The organism is Novosphingobium sp. B1 (assembly GCF_900176395.1).
Taxonomy (GTDB): Bacteria; Pseudomonadota; Alphaproteobacteria; order Sphingomonadales; family Sphingomonadaceae; genus Novosphingobium.
Genome location: NZ_FWXL01000003.1, coordinates 175,920 through 193,327, shown reverse-complemented (window position 1 = coordinate 193,327; position 17,408 = coordinate 175,920). Strand labels below are relative to the sequence as shown.

General features: G+C 64.1%; 29 protein-coding genes. 21 read left to right on the top strand and 8 right to left on the bottom strand.

Going from position 1 to position 17,408, the window contains the following annotated elements:
• Positions 1-3 precede the first annotated feature (3 nt).
• Together recF and pspF are read right to left on the bottom strand one after the other, a co-directional pair.
• Entirely contained in the window at positions 4-1,077 is a 1,074-nt protein-coding gene (gene recF / locus B9A23_RS06785; protein WP_084278106.1) for a DNA replication/repair protein RecF, read from the bottom strand.
• 54 nt (positions 1,078-1,131) lie between these two features.
• Complete coding sequence (gene pspF, locus B9A23_RS06780; protein ID WP_084278105.1) at positions 1,132-2,160, bottom strand: phage shock protein operon transcriptional activator; 1,029 nt, start codon at positions 2,158-2,160, stop codon at positions 1,132-1,134.
• Positions 2,161-2,342: 182 nt separating this feature from the next.
• Between pspF and B9A23_RS22740 the strand changes: the two genes are divergently transcribed.
• The 12 genes from B9A23_RS22740 to B9A23_RS06730 are packed head-to-tail and all read left to right on the top strand — an operon-like array spanning position 2,343 to position 6,413.
• A complete protein-coding gene (locus B9A23_RS22740) occupies positions 2,343-2,501 on the top strand; it encodes a hypothetical protein (protein ID WP_176217906.1) in 159 nt (52 codons plus the stop codon).
• Complete coding sequence (gene pspA / locus B9A23_RS06775; protein WP_254895046.1) at positions 2,501-3,346, top strand: phage shock protein PspA; 846 nt, start codon at positions 2,501-2,503, stop codon at positions 3,344-3,346. The genes B9A23_RS22740 and pspA overlap by 1 nt, the downstream gene beginning before the upstream one ends.
• 3 nt (positions 3,347-3,349) lie before the next feature.
• A complete protein-coding gene (pspB, locus tag B9A23_RS06770; protein ID WP_084278104.1) occupies positions 3,350-3,646 on the top strand; it encodes an envelope stress response membrane protein PspB in 297 nt (98 codons plus the stop codon).
• The gene (gene pspC, locus B9A23_RS06765) at positions 3,643-4,017 is read left to right on the top strand and encodes an envelope stress response membrane protein PspC (RefSeq protein WP_084278103.1); all 375 of its coding nucleotides are present in this window, start codon (positions 3,643-3,645) and stop codon (positions 4,015-4,017) included. The genes pspB and pspC overlap by 4 nt, the downstream gene beginning before the upstream one ends.
• A gap of 30 nt (positions 4,018-4,047) precedes the next feature.
• Positions 4,048-4,329, top strand: coding sequence for a hypothetical protein (locus tag B9A23_RS06760; protein WP_084278102.1), 282 nt, complete (start codon positions 4,048-4,050; stop codon positions 4,327-4,329).
• A complete protein-coding gene (locus B9A23_RS06755; protein WP_084278332.1) occupies positions 4,329-4,637 on the top strand; it encodes a hypothetical protein in 309 nt (102 codons plus the stop codon). The genes B9A23_RS06760 and B9A23_RS06755 overlap by 1 nt, the downstream gene beginning before the upstream one ends.
• The gene (locus B9A23_RS06750) at positions 4,634-4,906 is read left to right on the top strand and encodes a hypothetical protein (RefSeq protein WP_084278101.1); all 273 of its coding nucleotides are present in this window, start codon (positions 4,634-4,636) and stop codon (positions 4,904-4,906) included. Before B9A23_RS06755 ends, B9A23_RS06750 begins: the two co-directional genes overlap by 4 nt.
• Before the next feature lie 12 nt (positions 4,907-4,918).
• The gene (locus B9A23_RS06745; RefSeq protein ID WP_084278100.1) at positions 4,919-5,164 is read left to right on the top strand and encodes a hypothetical protein; all 246 of its coding nucleotides are present in this window, start codon (positions 4,919-4,921) and stop codon (positions 5,162-5,164) included.
• Between the two features lie 20 nt (positions 5,165-5,184).
• Positions 5,185-5,409, top strand: coding sequence for a hypothetical protein (locus B9A23_RS06740; RefSeq protein WP_084278099.1), 225 nt, complete (start codon positions 5,185-5,187; stop codon positions 5,407-5,409).
• On the top strand, positions 5,406-5,582 hold the full coding sequence (locus tag B9A23_RS22735) for a hypothetical protein (protein WP_176217905.1): 177 nt from the start codon (positions 5,406-5,408) through the stop codon (positions 5,580-5,582). Before B9A23_RS06740 ends, B9A23_RS22735 begins: the two co-directional genes overlap by 4 nt.
• A 50-nt stretch (positions 5,583-5,632) precedes the next feature.
• Positions 5,633-6,046: a SufE family protein gene (locus B9A23_RS06735; protein ID WP_084278098.1), complete on the top strand. Its 414-nt coding sequence runs from the start codon at positions 5,633-5,635 to the stop codon at positions 6,044-6,046.
• 16 nt (positions 6,047-6,062) lie between these two features.
• The gene (locus B9A23_RS06730) at positions 6,063-6,413 is read left to right on the top strand and encodes a YbaN family protein (RefSeq protein ID WP_084278097.1); all 351 of its coding nucleotides are present in this window, start codon (positions 6,063-6,065) and stop codon (positions 6,411-6,413) included.
• Between the two features lie 40 nt (positions 6,414-6,453).
• Here B9A23_RS06730 and B9A23_RS06725 read toward each other — a convergent pair whose 3' ends face one another.
• The gene (locus tag B9A23_RS06725; RefSeq protein ID WP_139797368.1) at positions 6,454-7,914 is read right to left on the bottom strand and encodes a right-handed parallel beta-helix repeat-containing protein; all 1,461 of its coding nucleotides are present in this window, start codon (positions 7,912-7,914) and stop codon (positions 6,454-6,456) included.
• A gap of 213 nt (positions 7,915-8,127) precedes the next feature.
• Here B9A23_RS06725 and B9A23_RS06720 point away from each other — a divergent pair, with 213 nt between their 5' ends.
• On the top strand, positions 8,128-8,712 hold the full coding sequence (locus B9A23_RS06720) for a hypothetical protein (protein ID WP_139797367.1): 585 nt from the start codon (positions 8,128-8,130) through the stop codon (positions 8,710-8,712).
• On the opposite strand, the gene B9A23_RS06715 is transcribed toward B9A23_RS06720, so the two are convergent.
• Entirely contained in the window at positions 8,699-9,145 is a 447-nt protein-coding gene (locus tag B9A23_RS06715; RefSeq protein ID WP_084278094.1) for a hypothetical protein, read from the bottom strand. The two genes, B9A23_RS06720 and B9A23_RS06715, sit on opposite strands and share 14 nt — an antisense overlap.
• Positions 9,142-9,660: a sterol desaturase family protein gene (locus tag B9A23_RS06710; RefSeq protein WP_084278093.1), complete on the bottom strand. Its 519-nt coding sequence runs from the start codon at positions 9,658-9,660 to the stop codon at positions 9,142-9,144. Before B9A23_RS06710 ends, B9A23_RS06715 begins: the two co-directional genes overlap by 4 nt.
• Before the next feature lie 135 nt (positions 9,661-9,795).
• Between B9A23_RS06710 and B9A23_RS06705 the strand changes: the two genes are divergently transcribed.
• From B9A23_RS06705 to B9A23_RS06670, 8 genes are all read left to right on the top strand, one after another.
• Positions 9,796-10,176: a hypothetical protein gene (locus B9A23_RS06705; protein ID WP_084278092.1), complete on the top strand. Its 381-nt coding sequence runs from the start codon at positions 9,796-9,798 to the stop codon at positions 10,174-10,176.
• A 118-nt stretch (positions 10,177-10,294) separates the two neighbouring features.
• A complete protein-coding gene (gene leuC / locus B9A23_RS06700) occupies positions 10,295-11,725 on the top strand; it encodes a 3-isopropylmalate dehydratase large subunit (RefSeq protein WP_176217919.1) in 1,431 nt (476 codons plus the stop codon).
• A 7-nt stretch (positions 11,726-11,732) separates the two neighbouring features.
• On the top strand, positions 11,733-12,263 hold the full coding sequence (locus B9A23_RS06695; RefSeq protein ID WP_139797366.1) for a hypothetical protein: 531 nt from the start codon (positions 11,733-11,735) through the stop codon (positions 12,261-12,263).
• Between the two features lie 65 nt (positions 12,264-12,328).
• Positions 12,329-13,411 (top strand): zinc ribbon domain-containing protein, encoded by a 1,083-nt coding sequence (locus tag B9A23_RS06690; RefSeq protein WP_254895030.1) that lies wholly within the window; start codon positions 12,329-12,331, stop codon positions 13,409-13,411.
• A complete protein-coding gene (locus B9A23_RS06685) occupies positions 13,408-13,905 on the top strand; it encodes a DNA-deoxyinosine glycosylase (RefSeq protein ID WP_084278089.1) in 498 nt (165 codons plus the stop codon). The genes B9A23_RS06690 and B9A23_RS06685 overlap by 4 nt, the downstream gene beginning before the upstream one ends.
• A gap of 60 nt (positions 13,906-13,965) precedes the next feature.
• On the top strand, positions 13,966-14,127 hold the full coding sequence (locus B9A23_RS06680) for an LPXTG cell wall anchor domain-containing protein (protein WP_139797365.1): 162 nt from the start codon (positions 13,966-13,968) through the stop codon (positions 14,125-14,127).
• An 88-nt stretch (positions 14,128-14,215) separates the two neighbouring features.
• The gene (gene leuD / locus B9A23_RS06675) at positions 14,216-14,824 is read left to right on the top strand and encodes a 3-isopropylmalate dehydratase small subunit (RefSeq protein ID WP_084278087.1); all 609 of its coding nucleotides are present in this window, start codon (positions 14,216-14,218) and stop codon (positions 14,822-14,824) included.
• Positions 14,825-14,916: 92 nt separating this feature from the next.
• Entirely contained in the window at positions 14,917-15,918 is a 1,002-nt protein-coding gene (locus B9A23_RS06670) for an NADPH:quinone oxidoreductase family protein (protein WP_084278086.1), read from the top strand.
• Positions 15,919-15,957: 39 nt separating this feature from the next.
• On the opposite strand, the gene B9A23_RS06665 is transcribed toward B9A23_RS06670, so the two are convergent.
• The 3 genes from B9A23_RS06665 to B9A23_RS06655 all read right to left on the bottom strand — a co-directional run bounded on the left by B9A23_RS06665 (position 15,958) and on the right by B9A23_RS06655 (position 17,356).
• Positions 15,958-16,602: a trimeric intracellular cation channel family protein gene (locus B9A23_RS06665; protein ID WP_084278085.1), complete on the bottom strand. Its 645-nt coding sequence runs from the start codon at positions 16,600-16,602 to the stop codon at positions 15,958-15,960.
• Between the two features lie 32 nt (positions 16,603-16,634).
• Positions 16,635-17,084, bottom strand: coding sequence for a hypothetical protein (locus B9A23_RS06660; RefSeq protein WP_084278084.1), 450 nt, complete (start codon positions 17,082-17,084; stop codon positions 16,635-16,637).
• A 74-nt stretch (positions 17,085-17,158) separates the two neighbouring features.
• Positions 17,159-17,356, bottom strand: a complete 198-nt coding sequence (locus B9A23_RS06655) for a hypothetical protein (protein WP_084278330.1) — start codon at positions 17,354-17,356, stop codon at positions 17,159-17,161.
• Positions 17,357-17,408: the final 52 nt, after the last annotated feature.

Below are 17,408 nucleotides of genomic sequence, written 5' to 3'. Positions count from 1 at the left end.
CGGCTACGGCTGCGCCGCCACGCCATCGCGCACTGTCCACACAGCGCTGTTGCCGGCAATCTCGGCAAAGGGTGCGATTTCCGTACCTGTCATCCACACTTGCGCGCCGCTTTGTGCAAGCCGCTCGAACAGCGCCGTGCGCCGGACCGGGTCAAGGTGCGCTGCAATTTCATCGAGGAGGAGCAGGCGAGGGCGCTCCCCCGCGGTCAGACCAGCGTGGGCAAGCACGATGGCGATCAGCATCGCCTTCTGCTCGCCGGTCGAGCAATCGGCCGCAGGGGCTTGCTTTGCCGCCAGCGTCACCGCCAAGTCATCGCGGTGCGGCCCGGACAGCGAGCGGCCAGCCGCGCGGTCCCGCCGCCGCCCCTCGCGCAGCATCGCGCGCAAAGCGTCCGCATCGCTAGGCGTATCGCTGGAGTAGCTTAAAGAAGGGCGCGCAAAGGGTTGTTCCGGCACACTTTCCAGCGCCATTCCAAGATCTTCGACCAGGGCTGCACGCGCCGCTGCCAGAGCCGCGCCACTTTCGGCCATCTGCGCCTCGATCCCGTCGAGCCAGAGCGGATCGGGCTCGACAACTTCGCCCAGCAGGCGATTGCGTTCGCGCAACGCCGTTTCATAACGCGTGGCATTGCGCGCGTGGCCCGGATCGCGCGCCAGCACCAACCGGTCGAGAAAGCGCCGCCTTGACCCCGCGCTTTCGGCGAAGATGCGGTCCATCGCCGGGGTCAGCCAGGTGATCGAAAGCCACTCGCCCAGCCGCGCTGCCGGACCTTCCGCGCTATTGATCCGCACGATCCGGCGATTGGGGGCCTGCGGATCGGTCGAAGTGCCAATCTGCACCGCGCCGTCCTCCAGCTCTGCTGCCACGGCAAAGCCGCCCGCTCCATTGCGTCCGGCCATTTCCGAAGGTTGCGCCCGCCGCAGCCCGCGCCCCGGCGCCAGCAGGCTGACAGCCTCCAGCACGTTGGTCTTGCCCGCGCCGTTTTCCCCAACCAGCACGTTGAACGCACGCATCCCCTCCAGCCGCGTCGCGGCATGGTTGCGAAAGTCGCGCAAGGTCAGACGGGTGAGGGCCATTGTTGCGAGGCGTTAGTGGGTTTGCAGGCAAAGCGAAACCGAAAGCGGCGCCGATCAGGCCTTCTCGCCCAGCCCGTGCTTCTTCAGGCAATGGCGCAACTGGTCGTAGGTCAGGCCCAGAGCCTTTGCAGTCTGGCGCTGGTTATAGCGGTTGCGCCCAAGATGATGCTCGACGATCGCGCGCTCATGGGCATCCACGGCAGCCCGCAAGTCGGCAACGGTGTCGAAGTCCGTCGAAGGTGGCGCTGACCTGACCGGTGTTGCGGCATCGCTCTCCATCGCTTCAGGCCGCATCGAGATGACCGGTTTCCACGGGCTCTCGAACGGATCGAACTGCACGTGGCCGATGGGTTGCGACCAGTCGTCCCAGCGATAGACCGCGCGTTCCACCACATTGCGCAGCTCGCGCACGTTGCCGGGCCAGAGGTACTCCTCCATCGCCCTCTGCACGGACCCCGCAAAGCCGGGCCAGGAATCCCAATGCAGTTCCGCAGCCATGCGTCGCCCGAAATAATCGGCCAACACCGCAATGTCGCCTTCGCGCACGCGCAGCGGGGGAAGGGTGATCACCTCGAAGCTCAGGCGGTCGAGCAGGTCGGCGCGGAAACGGCCCTGATCGGCCAGCTTGGGCAAGTCCTCGTTGGTCGCCGCCACGATGCGCACATCGACGCGCACCGGCTTGCTCGAACCGATCCGCGTGACCTCGCCATATTCGACCGCGCGCAGCAGGCGCTCCTGCGCTCCCATCGAAAGCGTGCCAAGTTCATCGAGGAACAGCGTGCCCTTGTCCGCTTCCTCGAAACGCCCGGTCCGCGCCCGCGTCGCGCCGGTAAAGGCGCCCGCCTCGTGCCCGAAGAGTTCGGCCTCGATCAGCGTTTCGGGAAGCGCCGCGCAGTTCATCGTGACCAGCGGTTCCTGCCAGCGCGTGGACAGGCGGTGAAGGCGTTCGGCGATCAGTTCCTTGCCGGTCCCGCGCTCGCCGATCACCAGCACCGGCCGACGCATTGGCGCGGCGCGGCTGGCGCGTTCCACGGCGTCCAGAAAGGCGCCGGATTGCCCGATGAATTGTACTTCCCTGTCCATGCCGGAAGATTAGCGCAATTTCCCAAGTCTCGGCAAGAATTCCCAACATTAAAGGATGGTGACAGGCTGAAAATGGCGGAAAACTGCGCCTCGCACAGTTTGGCACGCTGCTTGCTGTACCATTAACAACCCGGCAGCATCATTGCTACCGGCCGGATCTAACCCGCCGAAAGGTCACGAAAATGTACACCGCCCGCTTCTTCACCACCCAGCTCGGCCGCGCCAGCCTCGCCAGCGTCGGTGCGATGATCGTGATGTGCTGCTTCGCGCTGACCCAGCAGGTTAGCGCCGTCCCGGTCGTCACCGCGTCGAGCGCCGCCATCACCGGTGAGCTCGCATGATGGCCGACGAACTGACCCCGATCCGTTCCGAGCGAGGCGATGGCGGCCGCACCACCCGTCTCGATGCCGAGATCGAACGCCTGCGCAATGGCAGCGCCGGCGCCACCGGGGGCGCGAATGGCCAGTCGCGCCCGTCCTACACCACCCCGCTCTTCAACTCCGGAGTTAACCTGATGGGCATCTTCTCGCGGACTCGCGACATCATCGCCGCCAATTTCAACGACTTGCTTGATAAGGCGGACGATCCTGCCAAGATGATCCGGATGATCATCATGGAGATGGAGGAGACGCTGGTCGAAGTCCGCGCCTCAGCTGCCCGCACCATCGCCGATCAGAAGGAGATGGGTCGTCACGTGGCAAAGCTGGAACGCCTCCAGGCTGATTGGTCGGAAAAGGCCCAGCTCGCGCTGTCGAAGGACCGCGAGGATCTGGCCCGCGCCGCCCTGGTCGAGAAGAAGAAGGCCGCCGACATGGCTGACCAGCTCAAGACCGAGATCGGCGTGCTCGACGATGCGATGCGTGCCTATGAACAGGATATCGAGAAGCTGCAGACCCGCCTGCGCGAAGCCCGCAGCCGCCAGACCGCGATCGCCGCGCGCCTCGAAAGCGCCGAGAACCGCGTCCGCCTGCGCTCGCTGCTCGCCAATGAGCGGGTCGATGAAGCCATGGCGCGCTTCGACCAGCTCGAACGCCGCGTCGATTATGCCGAAGGCCGCGCCGATGCGCTGAGCCTCGCCGACAACTCCAAGCCCAGCCTTGCCGACGAGATCGCCGCGCTCGCCGGCCAGGACAAGATCGACGAGGAACTCGAAGCGATGAAGCGCCAGCTTGGAAAGGAAGGCTGAGCCATGGAAGACGTCGTTGCCATCATTGCGGTCGTTCTCGGCCTGCCGTGGATCATCTTCCACTACATCACCAAGTGGAAGACCGCCGCCACGCTGACCAGCGGAGACGAGGCGCTGCTCGAGGAGCTCTACCAGCTCGCCCGCCGCCTCGATGAACGCATGGACACGGTCGAGCGCCTCGTCGCTGCCGACAACCCCGAATACAAGCCCTCGCGCATCCTGCCGGACCGCGAGAGCGACAACCAGAAACTGCGCGAACTGGACCGCATGTTCGCCGAACAGGGAAGGACCTTCAAGTGAACAGCCCACGCACCCGCTTCTATCGCGACAAGGTCAACGGCAAGTTCATGGGCGTCTGCGCCGGGGTTGCCGACTATACCGGGGTCGATGTGCTCTGGGTACGCCTCGGGTTCCTGATCCTCGCCTTCTCGATGGGCTGGCCGTTCCTGGTCTACTTCGCACTGGGCATCCTTGCCCCGAAGAAGCCCGGCCACCTCTACAGCGATCGGCAGGAGCAGCGGTTCTGGCAGGGCGTGCGCCAGTCGCCGGCGCGCACCGCCCGCGAAGTCCGCGCCCAGTTCCGCGATATCGACCGCCGCCTGGCCGACGTCGAAAGCTTCTATGTCAATTCCAACCCGCGCCTCTCGGCCGAAATCGAGAAGCTGCGCTAAGAACAAAACCGTCCTGAGGGGGACTGAACCATGGGACCTGCAGAAATTGGCAGCCTGATACCGATCGTTGCCCTGAGCATTCCGATCGTCGCGATCTGGACCAAGCACCGCACCAAGATCGCCGAAATGCAGATCAAGACGACGGCTGAACTGAGCGCCGAAAAGGCCGCACAATACGCCCAGCACACCCGCGAACTCGAAGAGCGCGTGCGTGTCCTCGAAGCCATCGTCACCGACAAGGGCTTCGACACCGCCGCGCAGATCGAAGCGCTGCGCCGCGATAGCGCCGCTCTCGAAGACCGGAGGGTGTGATGAACTGGGCCGGCCCCGAATTCGTTCTTGCCATCATCGCCATTTCAACAGGTGGCTGGGTGATCAACAACTGGATCCGTGCGCGCCACGGTTATGCCCTTGAAGACGAATGGGGCGGCAAGACCGATCGCGCCGATCAGGAAGCCATCGCCAAGCTGCGCGAGGAAAACGCTTTCCTGCGCGACCAGCTTGACCGGACGCATCAGCGGCTCGCCAATGTCGAGGCTATCGTCACTGACAGGGGCTTTGACGTTTCGCGACAGATCGAGGCGCTGCGTCCGCCGCAGGGACAGGGGAATGTGCAATGAACGAAGACGTCGTTCTGGCGCTGGTGTTCATGGTCATTGTGGTGCCGATCGTGCTCGGCATCGGGTCCGACATCTACAAGCGCCGCCTTGCCTTCCGCGAACGCGAACTGGAACTGCTGTCGAAGCAGACCGCCGAAAAGGCCGCGCAATATGCCGCCCAGTCCGAACGGCTGGAACAGCGCGTCCGCGTGCTGGAACGCATCGCCACAGAAAAGAACACCGACCTTGCGCTGCAGATCGAAAGTCTGCGCGACGTCAAGGTCAACTGAGGAAGCCTGACAATGTCTTTCTGGAGCGCCATGGTCGCCATCGTTGCGATCATTGCATTTGCCAACATGCGGATGAACCGTGATCGTCATCGTGGCGAAAGCGGGCCCGCCGTCGATCATGACGCAGCCTACACCGCCAGCCTCGAGCGCGAAGTCGCCGACTTGCGCAAGCGTCTCGAAGTGCTTGAACGCATCGCCACTGATGAAGGCGAAACCCGCCGCCTGTCGCGCGAGATCGAATCGCTTCGCGACCGGTAAGTTTCTGAGGAGTAACCGACATGACATCGGATCTCGTCCTTGCAATCTCCGGCCTTACCGGCCTTGCCATGATCGCCCTGGCAGCCCTGCGCGGCTGGGACGGCTGGCTGGCCCTGAAGCGCCTCGAACTCGAACGCAGCGAAGCCGGCGATGCCGCCAGGGACATTGGCGGCCTCATCGAACTTGCCGACCTGCGCGAACGCCTGCGCAAGCTTGAAGCCATCGCTGCGGGCGTCGACCTGTGAGCCGCCACACCGAAGGCGCCGCCAAGGCCGGCATCGGCCTCGGTTCGGCCATTGCCATCACCATCTCGTGGAGCCTGAACAAGTCGATCGTCTGGGCCCTGGTGCATGGTGTGCTCTCGTGGATCTACGTGATCTGGTACGCGCTCACGCGGCCGGGTGGCCTTTCGGGCTGACCCTGCCGGCAGTGGTGGACGCATCTCGCCACGCCCGCTAATGCGGCCCCATGCGCAGCCTTGAAGACATTCTCGAAGAGTACGAATTTCTCGATGGCGACGAACGCTATCGCCTGCTCATCGAACTCGGGCGCGAACTCGAGGACATGCCCGAGGCGCTGAAGACCGATGCCACGCTGGTGCGAGGCTGCTCGGCCAGCGTCTGGGTCTATCCTACGCAAGAGCAGGGCGGAAAGCTGCACTTCCTGGCTGACAGCAACGCCGCGATCACCAAGGGCATCGTCGCGCTTGTCCTTGCCGCCGTGCAGGACAAGCCCGCAGCAGAGGTCGCCGCGACCGACATTGCCGAGGAACTCGCGCCCTTCGACTTGAAGAAGCAGCTTTCCTCCAACCGCACCCAAGGCGTCCCCAACATGATCGCGCTGGTGCGCGAACACGCCGCGCGCATCGCAGCCACGGCCTGACGGCAGGGCAAGAGGTTTGCGCCGCCAACTCTATCTCGCCGGCGGTGTGATCAGCGTGGCGCTGGGCGCGATTGGCGCGTTTCTGCCGATCCTGCCGACTGTCCCGTTCCTTTTGCTTGCCACCTTCTGCTTTGCCCGCTCCAACCCGGCGTGGGAGCAGCGTCTGCTCGATCACCCCACTTATGGCCCGCCCTTGCGCCAGTGGCGGGAGCGCCGCGCCATTTCGCGCAGGGCCAAGAAGGGCGCGCTCATCGCGATGAGCGCGGGCGTCGCGTTGACGTGGTTCACGGCGGGCTGGCCATGGGTGCTGATCCCGGCGGCAGTGATGGGGATTACGGGAACGTGGATCTGGACGAGGGCCGAATAGACATGGTCATGGGGCCGAAAACGCAAGCGCTTCCGACTGCCTAGCCGGGCGGGCGCGGGCAGATCTGCGCAAGCGATGCCCTGGCCTGTTCCACCGTGATCGGGCCTTGTCTTGCCGGCAGGCCCGGCTGTGCGAAGCGTTCATCCTGCGACAGGTCCGGTCCGGGCAACATCCACGCATTGTCCTCCAGCGTTACGCCCCTGACCGCCTGCCGCAAATATTGCCGGAAGAATGCGGCATCCGGGCCGAGTCGGATGGAATTGATCAGACGGTCAGGATCGACCCCGGCACCGTCCGCGGCATTCAGGTAGGCATTCGCCTGATTGCGCCGGATCAGCACGTCGGTGGGCTGTCTTCCCTCCTTCGAGGCAAATACCGCTATCCAGGGAGTCTTGTCGGGCCCCCAGCCTTGCACGACGTTCGTGGCGATCCGCGCCCTGTCCACTCCCATAAGCGTGATGCCATGGTAGATCGACGGGCGGACGAAGTTGCACGATACGGTCACGTCCTGCCAGTGTCCGTCGAAGATGTTGATGCCTTGCAGATCGCGCGAGTGGCGCGTGCCCGTGTCTGACAGGCACACGTTTCCGGTCACGCGGATGCGCCGGTAAATTGGGTCTCTTGCCGAGACCTGTCCTTGTATGCAGTCCGAATGAAGCCCGGCTCCCGGCTGCCAATGGTCGGTGATGACGTTGTCGGCAATCACCAGATCGTTGCCGGAGAAATCGATCCCGTCGATCGCGAAATCCTTGATGGTATTTCGCGCTATAGTTGTCCGGTCAGACTGATAGATGCCTGCGCCAAAGCGGACATTGGTGATCGTGCTGTCCTCCAGCGCAAGGCAATCGCCGAATAGCTGGGCGCCATCGCGGCCTTGTCTGGCCCAGGTTTCCGGTGAGGTCTGGGCACTGTTTCCGGGGCCACGGATCGTCAGCCTGGCAAAGCGGATGTTGGCAGAGCGCGGCACGTCGGGGGAGCGCCGCGTGGTCACCACAAAGCCGGAACCCGATCCCGGGTCTGGGGCGACGATGATGTCGCTGAAGACAAAGTTTCGTGATCTGCCTGCCGAAATTGCCGAAGCGACCGCGTTGGCACCGGGCAGGGCAGTGATGGTGATCGGTGCGTCGTTCAGCAGGCCGAAGATGGCAAGTTCGCCGTGTTCACCACCCATGAGATAGATGCGGTCGCCGCCATGGACGACAGCATCGCCATTGCGGCGCGGCGAGGAATGCAGCCATCGCGGGTTGATCCGGCCAAGAATCCTGCGGGGCAGCGAAGGCGCAAGCGTCCGGTCGCCGATCAATCCGCGTGAGACGACCTTGGAAAAACTTTTCCAGGGTCGGTCAAGCGAGCCATCGCCATCGTCGCTGCCACCTTGAGGGTCGATGTAGAAGGCCTTGCCTGCGTTCGCAGAATTTTGCGCGAAGCACCGGGCAGGGCGTTCTTCTGCTGCCGCGTCTTCACCCCACGCAAGGAGGCCCGCGCCGGCGGCGACCAACATTATGCAGCCTGCCGAAGCCAGGGCCAATCCACGCACTATGCCACGTTGCACCGCAAGTCAGGTCCACACCGATCGATAGGATAGGTCATATCCTAAGTTATGGCTTCGTGGCGAGTGCCCGATTGCCGGTCCGACAATATTTTCTCGGATATGTTCTTATTTTGTTCCAAGGCGGATATGATCGCACGGAATCGCCGGGGAGCATCGAAGGCCATGTTTTCGCTGACAGTTTCATCTCGCAGTGCCTTGGCCGACTGGCTCGCCTGGACGGCGGAGATCCTGGGTGCGCTGGCGTGGCCAGTGGCGGCGTTGGTCATAGCGCTGCTATTCCGCCGACCCTTGCTGGCGCTCCTCGGGCGGCTGGACCAGCTCAGCTGGGGGGACAAGTCGGCGCGGTTTGCCCAGCAGCTCGATCGCCTCGAATCCGAAGCCGGGACCGGCCATGTCGACTTTGCCGATAGCGATGCGTTGCCCGCTCCGGCATTGTCGGGCGATCACGGTCGCTTCCTCAAGCTGCTCGATCTGTCGCCCGGCGCAGCGGTGCTCGATTCGTGGGCGCGGGTGGAAGATGAACTGCAGATCCTTGCGCACGTCCATCATGTCGCTGCCAGCGATGTCGCCGAAGCCGGCGATGCCCTGCAGCGCCGCGGCGTGCTGCCATCCCGCACTGTCGGCATGATCGCCGAGATGCGCGCGCTCCGCAACGCCGCAGCCCACGATCGCGCGATCTCCGTCACCGATGCCCTGCGCTTCCGCAATTTGGCAAAGGGCGTCCTGAACGAGATCAGGCTGGCTTAGCTTTTTCAGGATGGCGATCTTGAGTGTTGCGCCACCACGAGTCCGCCGTGACTCCACCGGCAAGTGCAGAATAGGCGTATAGCAGAAGCAGGAAAGAATCCGCGTTCTGCCAACCAGTAACTGCAAGGAAAGCGGGTAGGGTTGCGAATCCAAGCACGATGCCGAGCATCACATGAGCGCGGTGACTGTTTCGCCAGAGTCTCTTCACAAGAAAACTTAACGGCAGGCCGATGAGTAGCGAGGTTCCGCCGATCACTCCAGCAATCGCGCCAATGATAAGCAGGAAGAGATACAGTGTGACCAGAGCTTGGGTTGGCTCCCCTGTCACCAGGCTAAGCGTGAGAATGACCAAGGCGAACAGGAATGGGAGTGCGCTTGCGGTTGCTGTTCCAGCCAGCACTGCCTGTAGAAAAGCACCCGCGTAGGGCTTCAACCCTCGACAGCCTCACGCAGAACCGCAATCCCGCGCTCGCGCTGTGCCCGCAGATCCTTTTTCAGCGCTTGCGGGTCGCGCGCGAAGATGAAGCCGAAGCTGACGCCGCCTTCCTTGCCGATCGTCGCGTGGTGCAGCTTGTGGGCCTGCACCAGTCGCTTGGCATAGCCCTTCTTGGGCACCCAGCGGAACCAGCGCTGGTGCACCAGGCCATCGTGAACCAGCGTGTAGATCGCGCCATAGGCCATGACGCCAAGTCCGATAAATGTCGCCGGCCACCATGCGTCGGCGCCCATCACCAGCGGGCTGCCGAGCATGAAGAAGCTGATCGAGATCGCCGCACCGACCACTGCGTAAAGGTCGTTCTTCTCGAAGAAGCCTTTGTGCGGTTCGTGATGGTCGCGGTGCCAGCCCCAGCCGAAACCGTGCATGATGTACTTGTGGCTGGACCAGGCGACGAATTCCATGGCCAGCACGGTGGCCAGGATGATCAGGATGGCGGCAAGCGTCTGCATGGCGCTCCCTTACACCGATGCCTTTCGCCTCGCGACACATTCTTACACTTTGCCCGAAAGTCGCGACGTCTCGTTTGTCTGGCGTTCAGCCGGGAAAGGGCAGTTTGGCTTCACAGACTGATGAGGAGCTTTTCCATGCGCAAGACCATTTTCGCCACCGCTCTTTCGGCCATGATCGCCACTGGCTTCGTCGCCACCCCGGCCATGGCGCAGAGCCGCTATCCCGCCGGCAACCGCGCCGAGGCCGCTTACCTGACGCCCGGCCGCAACGCTGAAATCCGCCGCGACATCTGGCAGCTCGATAACCGCATCGACCGCGCCCAGCGCAACCGCGCCATTTCGCCGCGCGAAGCCCAGGGCCTGCGCCGCGATGTGCAGAACCTGAAGGCCGCCTACAACCGTTCGGCAAACCGCGGTCTGTCGGCGAACGAATACCGCAATCTCGAGCGCAAGGTCTCGCAGATCCAGTATCGCCTGCAGGTCGACCGTCGCGATCGCGATGGCCGCCGTGGCTGATCGATTAGCGGATAATGCCCCGAGGGCGTAACAAAATTGCGCCTTCGGCCCTCCTGGCCCGCCCTTTCCTGCTTGAATTGCGGGAAGGGCGGGCCTAACCGCTTGGATCATGTCGAACATCGCAAACCCCCGCACGCTCTACCAGAAGATCTGGGACGCCCATGTCGTAGAACAGCGCGACGATGGCACAGCACTCATCTATATCGACCGTCACCTCGTCCATGAAGTGACCAGCCCGCAGGCATTCGAAGCGCTGCGCGTTGCCGGTCGCAAGGTGCGCCGCCCCGATCTCACGCTTGCGGTGCCCGATCACAACCTGCCAACCACCGCGCGCCGCAGCGCCGATGGCCAACGCATCCCCATCGCCGATCCCGAAAGCGCGCAGCAACTTGAAGCGCTTGAACGCAACGCGCCCGAATTCGGCATCCGCTACATCGGCGATGCCGATGCCGAGCAGGGCATCGTCCACGTCGTCGGACCGGAGCAGGGCTTTTCGCTGCCGGGCGCAACCATCGTCTGCGGTGACAGCCATACTGCCTGCCACGGCGGCCTCGGAGCCCTTGCCTTCGGCATCGGCACCAGCGAAGTCGAGCACGTCCTCGCCACGCAGACCCTGCTGCTCAAGCAGTCGAAGTCGATGGAAGTCCGCGTCGAAGGCACGCTGATGCCCGGCGTGACCGCCAAGGACGTCGTCCTGCACATCACTGGCGTGCTGGGAGCGGCTGGCGGCACCGGCTCGGTCATCGAATACACCGGGCAGGTGATCCGGGATCTGTCGATCGAAGGCCGCCTGACCATTTCCAACATGGCCATCGAACACGGCGCCCGCGCCGGCCTTTGTGCGCCCGATGAGAAGACCTTCGCCTACCTGCAGGGCCGACCCTATGCGCCCAAGGGTGCCGATTGGGACAAGGCCGTTGCCTGGTGGAAGAGCCTCGCCACTGATCCCGGGGCCACTTACGACAAGGTCGTGGTGATCGACGCCAAGGACATCGCGCCATCGGTCACCTGGGGCACCAGCCCTGAGGACGTGCTGCCGATCAGCGGTCTCGTCCCGGCGCCTGAAAGCTTTGCCGATCCATCGAAGCAGGAAGCCGCCAAGGCCAGCCTCGCCTACATGGGCTTGACGCCGGGCCAACGCATGGAAGACGTCGAAGTGCAGAACATCTTCATCGGCTCGTGCACCAACAGCCGTATCGAAGACATGCGCGCAGCCGCCGCGATCCTGAAGGGCCGCAAGAAGGCAGGCAACGTCAAGTGGGCCATCGTCGTGCCGGGTTCTGGCCTCGTCAAGAAGCAGGCCGAGGACGAAGGGCTTGACCGGATCTTCACCGAAGCTGGCTTCGAATGGCGTGAGCCCGGCTGTTCGGCGTGCCTTGGCATGAACCCGGACAAGGTTCCTGCCGGCGAACGTTGCGCCTCCACTTCCAACCGCAACTTCGTCGGACGGCAAGGCCCCGGCGCGCGCACGCACCTCGTCAGCCCCGCCATGGCCGCTGCTGCCGCCGTCACCGGGCGTCTGACCGACGTGCGCAAGCTGATCGGCTGACGCGAGCGTGGCAGGCCTTCCGACAGCCGCGCTCCAGCTCGCCGGGTTCCTCATGGCCCATGCGTTCTGGTCCGCGTCGGACCTGCCGCCGGGCGGGCACTACCAGCCGCAGTCGCTGTGCATGCGCGCCGATGGCAACCGTCAGCTCCAGAGCTTCGACGGGGCCACGCCAAAGGAACAGGACGATGCCGCGCGTGCCTTCACCTCGGGCGGCGCTGCGCAATGGCCTGATTGCGCCATCGCCCGGCAGGTCAAGGTCGGCACCCCGAAAGGCGATGTCGATGCGCTGGTGATCGATATCGTCCAGTACGGCAGCAACGTGATGACCGTGGTGCAGGCTTTCCAGCCCGCGCCGCAAGGGTTTCGCCTGCTGGGCGACGAACTGATGCTGGGCGACAACGGTCCGCTTCCGCCACTCCCTGCCGCACAGGCCGCCGCAGCGATGCGCGAAGGCGCGATCGACCATCCGGGGCTGGGGAACAAGTGGGAGCAGTGGGAAGCAGCCCGCGATCCCGTCAGCCCGCTGGTCCAGAAATAGGCGCGCGATTTACACCATCCCGCGAACGCCCTAGCCTGCCCAACCAGACCAAGGAGGGGTGATCCATGGACATGATCAAGGGCGTCCGCGTGCCCGAGCGCGTCTATCGCGGTGTGCTGTGGGTGGTATCGATTGTCTTTGCCGGCTTCATCATCGGGCTAGGCAATCTGGTCATCGGCGATCTGCCGATGGTCGAAGGCCAGGTCTACACCGCCCCCGCCGAAGATACTCCAGCGGTTCGCCAGGTGCGCGACCGGATCCGCCAGATCGAGCGCAGCAAGACCGCCATTGACGACAAGCTGGATATCCAGCGCCTCCAGCTCGATCAGGCACAGCGCGTATCGGGCACCGCGAACGAGACCTTCAAGGCGTGGATTGCCGCCCGCACCGCCACGACCAATCCCGCGCAGGATCCCGAAGTTCTTGCGCGCACGCGCGAACTCGAACAGCTCAAGGCCAACGAGCGCGCCATCCAGCAGGCGATTGCCGATCTGGAGAACCAGCGCGCCGCGCTCGACCAGCGCGAGAACCTCTTCCGCGCCGAGGAAAACCAGCTGATTGCCGATGCGCTCCCCGTGCAGGAGCGCAGCATGTTCTGGCAGGAGCTGCGCGTCTTCGCCCTGCGCCTTGCCATCACGCTGCCGATGCTCGGCGTTGCCGCGTGGATGGTCGCACGGAAGCGCAAGAGCGACAACTGGCCACTGATGCGCGGCTTCGTGCTCGCTGCGGTCTTTGTGTTCTTCGTCGAACTCGTGCCTTATCTGCCGAGCTACGGCGGATACATTCGCTACATCGTCGGCATCGCCCTCACACTCGCCGCCGGGCACTTCCTCATCCGCAACATGCGCGCCTATCTCGCCAATCGTCAGGCGATCGAGGCGCAGGCGGAGAAGGAACGCCGCGCCCGCGTCAGCCACGACGAGGCCTTCAAGAAGATGGCCGCCAAGGTCTGCCCCGGCTGCGACCGGCCGATCTCCACCACGGGCGATGCCGAAGCCAACTTCTGCGTACACTGCGGCCTCACGCTGTTCGACCACTGCCACTGCTGCAACACCCGCAAGATGGCCTTCTTCCGCTACTGCATGACCTGCGGCGCGCCTGCGAAGGACGACATGGCAAACGACGGCGCAGCCCCCGCGCCAGCGTGACCGAGCGCAAATCCTGCTTTGCGCCGGTTGCGGATGCGCGGACTCGCGTACTTATCCTCGGCAGCCTGCCCGGCGAGGCAAGCCTTGCCGCTGCACGGTACTACGCCAACCCGCGCAACCAGTTCTGGCGGCTGGTCGGCGCTGTGATCGAAGTCGATCTCGTCGCGCAGGACTACGATCAGCGCCTTGAATCCCTGCTCGCATATCATGTTGGCCTGTGGGATTCGATCGGATCGGCCACACGCGCGGGCAGTCTCGATACCGCCATCCGCGATGTCGCGCCCAATGCGCTGGCCAACCTGGCGGCTTCGCTGCCACAACTGCACTGCATCGCTTTCAACGGTGCCAAGTCGGCCAGTATCGGTGCGCCGCAACTGGTTGGGGCAGGGGATTTCGACGTGTTGCGCCTGCCGTCCAGCAGCCCCGCCCATGCTGCCCTCACGTTCGAAGCCAAGCTCGCTGAATGGACGAAGCTGCGGAAATTCCTAGACTGATCCTTGCAATCGCTGCCCGACCGGCCAATCTTGTGGGCCACAGCGAAGGAGTGCTCGAGCGTGACCAAGAAGACGGACTGGACCGGCAAGGCAGCCATGGCGGGCGCGGCAATCGGCTCGGCGGCGCTGGCTGCGGCCCTGCTCTATGCCTCGCGTCGCAAGGAACGCGCCGAGAAGGCCGAACCCAAGGCACCTCCGGTCGATGTGCCGGAGACTGATTGATCAGACTGTCCGACACGCAATAATCTTGCGCCAAAGCCCGCCATAAACGGGCATTGCATCGCCTAACGCGCAAGCTATAGCGTCGGTCATGGAACCGGTGAAGCAGATCGAGGGACGGGCCATCCCGTTCGGCCGCAAGAACGTCGATACCGACGTCATCATCCCCGCCAGGTGGCTCAAGACCATCACCCGTCAGGGTCTTGGCAAGGGGGCCTTCGAAGCCCTGCGCGCCGATCCCGACAACATCTTCGACAGCGCCGAATTCTCCGGTTCGCCGATCCTTATCGCCGGCGACAATTTCGGCTGCGGGTCCAGCCGTGAACATGCCGCCTGGGCCCTTGGTGACATGGGCATCAAGGCGGTGATCGCGCCGTCGTTCTCCGACATCTTTTCGGGCAATGCGTTCAAGAACGGCATCCTGACCGTGGTCGTCCCGCAGGAAGCGATCGACCGCCTGATGGAAGTTGCCCAGACCGATCCCGTCTCGATCGACCTCGAAAGCCAGACGGTGACGACCCCGTTCCAGGACCGCTTCTCCTTCGAGATCGATCCGTTCCGCAAGCACTGCCTGCTCAACGGCCTTGATGAAGTCGGCCTCACCATGGCCCGCGGCGATGCCATCGCGACGCACGAGGCGAAGATGCGCGACAGCCTGCCTTTTCTCGCCCGCGGAACGGATGCCGTAGCGGCAGCTTAACCGGGCAGTTAATCAAGGCTTCCCAAGCCGTCCAAAACTTGCTTCCCTGATGCGGAGCGGATCGAATCCGCAACTGCATTGGGAGAAGTGAAATGAAAGCTCTGCGCACCCACGCGGCGGGCGGACCCGAAACGCTGGTCATGGACGAATTGCCCGATCCGGTGCCGGGCAGGGGCGAGGTGCTCGTGCGGGTCCATGCCTGCTCGATCAACTTCCCCGACACGCTGATGATCCGCGATCTCTACCAGTTCAGGCCAGAGCGCCCCTATGCGCCGGGCAGCGAACTGGCCGGCGAGATCGAGGCTCTGGGCGAGGGCGTCACCGGCTGGAACATTGGTGACCGCGTCATTGCCATGATCGGCAACGGCGGTCTGGCTGAAAAGGTCCTCGCCCCGGTCGCGCGCCTGTTTCCGCTGCCTGATGGTGTCGATTACGCCACCGGGGCCTCGCTGCTGATGACCTATGGCACCACCATCCACGGGCTCAAGGATCGCGGCCACATCAAGGCAGGTGATACCGTGCTGATCCTCGGCGCGGCTGGCGGCGTCGGTCTCTCGGCCGTAGAACTCGCCAAGGCCTTCGGCGCCCGCGTGATCGCCGCAGTATCGAGCGAGGAAAAGGCGCAAGTCGCCCGCGAAGCCGGTGCCGACGACGTCGTGATCTATGGCCGCCCGCCTTTCGACAAGGCCCAGTCCAAGGCCCTGGCCGAGCAGTTCAAGGCAGCCTGCGGCCCGAGCGGCGCCGACATCGTCTATGACATCGTCGGCGGCGACTATTCCGAGCCCGCCCTGCGCGCCATCGCGTGGGAAGGCCGCTTCCTCGTCGTCGGCTTCCCTGCCGGCATTGCCAAGCTTCCGCTCAACCTCACGCTGCTCAAGTCATGCGACGTTTGTGGCGTGTTCTGGGGGGCATGGACCGCGCGTGAACCCGCCGCGTTCAAGGCCGAGGTCGAGGAACTCTTCGGCTTGCTCAAGGCCGGGAAGATCAACCCCCGCGTTTCGCAGCGTTATACCCTCGATGAAGGTCGCGAAGCCATTGCCCTGCTCGAGAACCGGCAGGCCATGGGCAAGGTTGTGGTCGAAATGATCGGCTGAGCCGGCACACGCCCCTCCCTCTTCGGAAGGAGGAGTGCGTCACGCCTCATGCTCAGCGGTGGTATAGGTCGGCAGACCCAGCTTCCACCAGATCGCAGCGCCTCGCAGCACAAAGCCGGCCAGTGCGGCGACTGGCCACACCAGCGCGCGGTCAAGCCCGAGAGCGGCTCCACCGGCGCATATCCCCGCCGAAAGCGCTGCTGCCGTCACGTAGAGTTCAGGGCGCATCAGGATGGAGGGCCGGCCCGCCAGGACATCGCGGATGATGCCGCCGACGCAACCGGTGATCACGCCCATCAGTATCGCCGGCACCGGCGGAACGCCAAAAGCCAGCGCCTTGGCCGTGCCCAGCACGGCATATGCCCCAAGCCCGGCCGCGTCAGCCCATTCCAGCACCGGTCGCTCCCACCAGCGATGCGGCGTGAACCACGCCACCAGCGCCACGCCAAGGCATACCGGCGCCACCCATGGATCACGCACCCAGAACACCGGCGCGCCGATCAGCAGATCGCGCACCGAACCGCCGCCAACGCCGGTCACCAGCGCAAAGAAGACCATCGTCACCATCGTCTGCCGCAACTGTGCTGCCAGCAGCGCACCGGTGAGTGCAAAAACGGCGATGCCGGCAAGATCGAGAAGCCCGATCAGCGCGGACAGGTCGGCGGTTTCTACGGGCAGCGGCATGGGCCGGGCTTACCCACGCAGGTCCGGCTTGGCTAGGGGACTGGTGTAACCATCGCTTGCACAGCCGGTGCCGAACTTCGCGAAAGCCGAACCTCGTACATGCCCGGTTGCAACGAAAACGTCACGATCTTCCGGATTCCCGAGCACGCAGGCCCATGGCGGTGCGATTGCGACGCCAGGGTGACACCGTCCTTTGACACGTCCACCCATGCGGGACCGCCAAGCGAAATCTCGTAATGGCCGGCGCGCTCGATCTCCAGTGCGGCCTGCCCGGCAAATGAGCCGTCCGCCCTTCGTTCAAGAACGATCCTGGCTGGCGCCCCGAGCGATAGCCCCTTGTCCGTCACCGCAGCGGCGCCATCCGGCCAGTCCGGTAGCGTAATCGGACCCGGGCAGGTCGGGGAGGGCTGGGCAGAAGCTTGCGCGGGAAACACCGACGCAAGCATAAGTGCCAGCAGCAGGACGCTATGAGACGGCTTCATCGCTATATACTGTAGGATATAGCACAAGCTGCCAACCGCTTTTCCGGCGTCATGCGTCCTGCCGCCTGCAGCGATCAGTTGCCCAGCAGCGCTTCCAGCTTGCCCTTGATCGCCTGGATGCGCTCAGCCGCTTCGGTGAAGGTCTTCACATCCTCGCGGTTGTTGTTGCCGCGCGCTTCCTTGGCGGATTCGAGATAGCCTTCGAGATCGGCTTCAAGCGCATCGATCAGGATCTCGGTTTCGTCTTCGGTGAGGGTCAGCTTGATGGCCATCATGGCACTCCTTCGATTCAAACCCTGCGGTTACCGTCAGCAGACGCAGGGC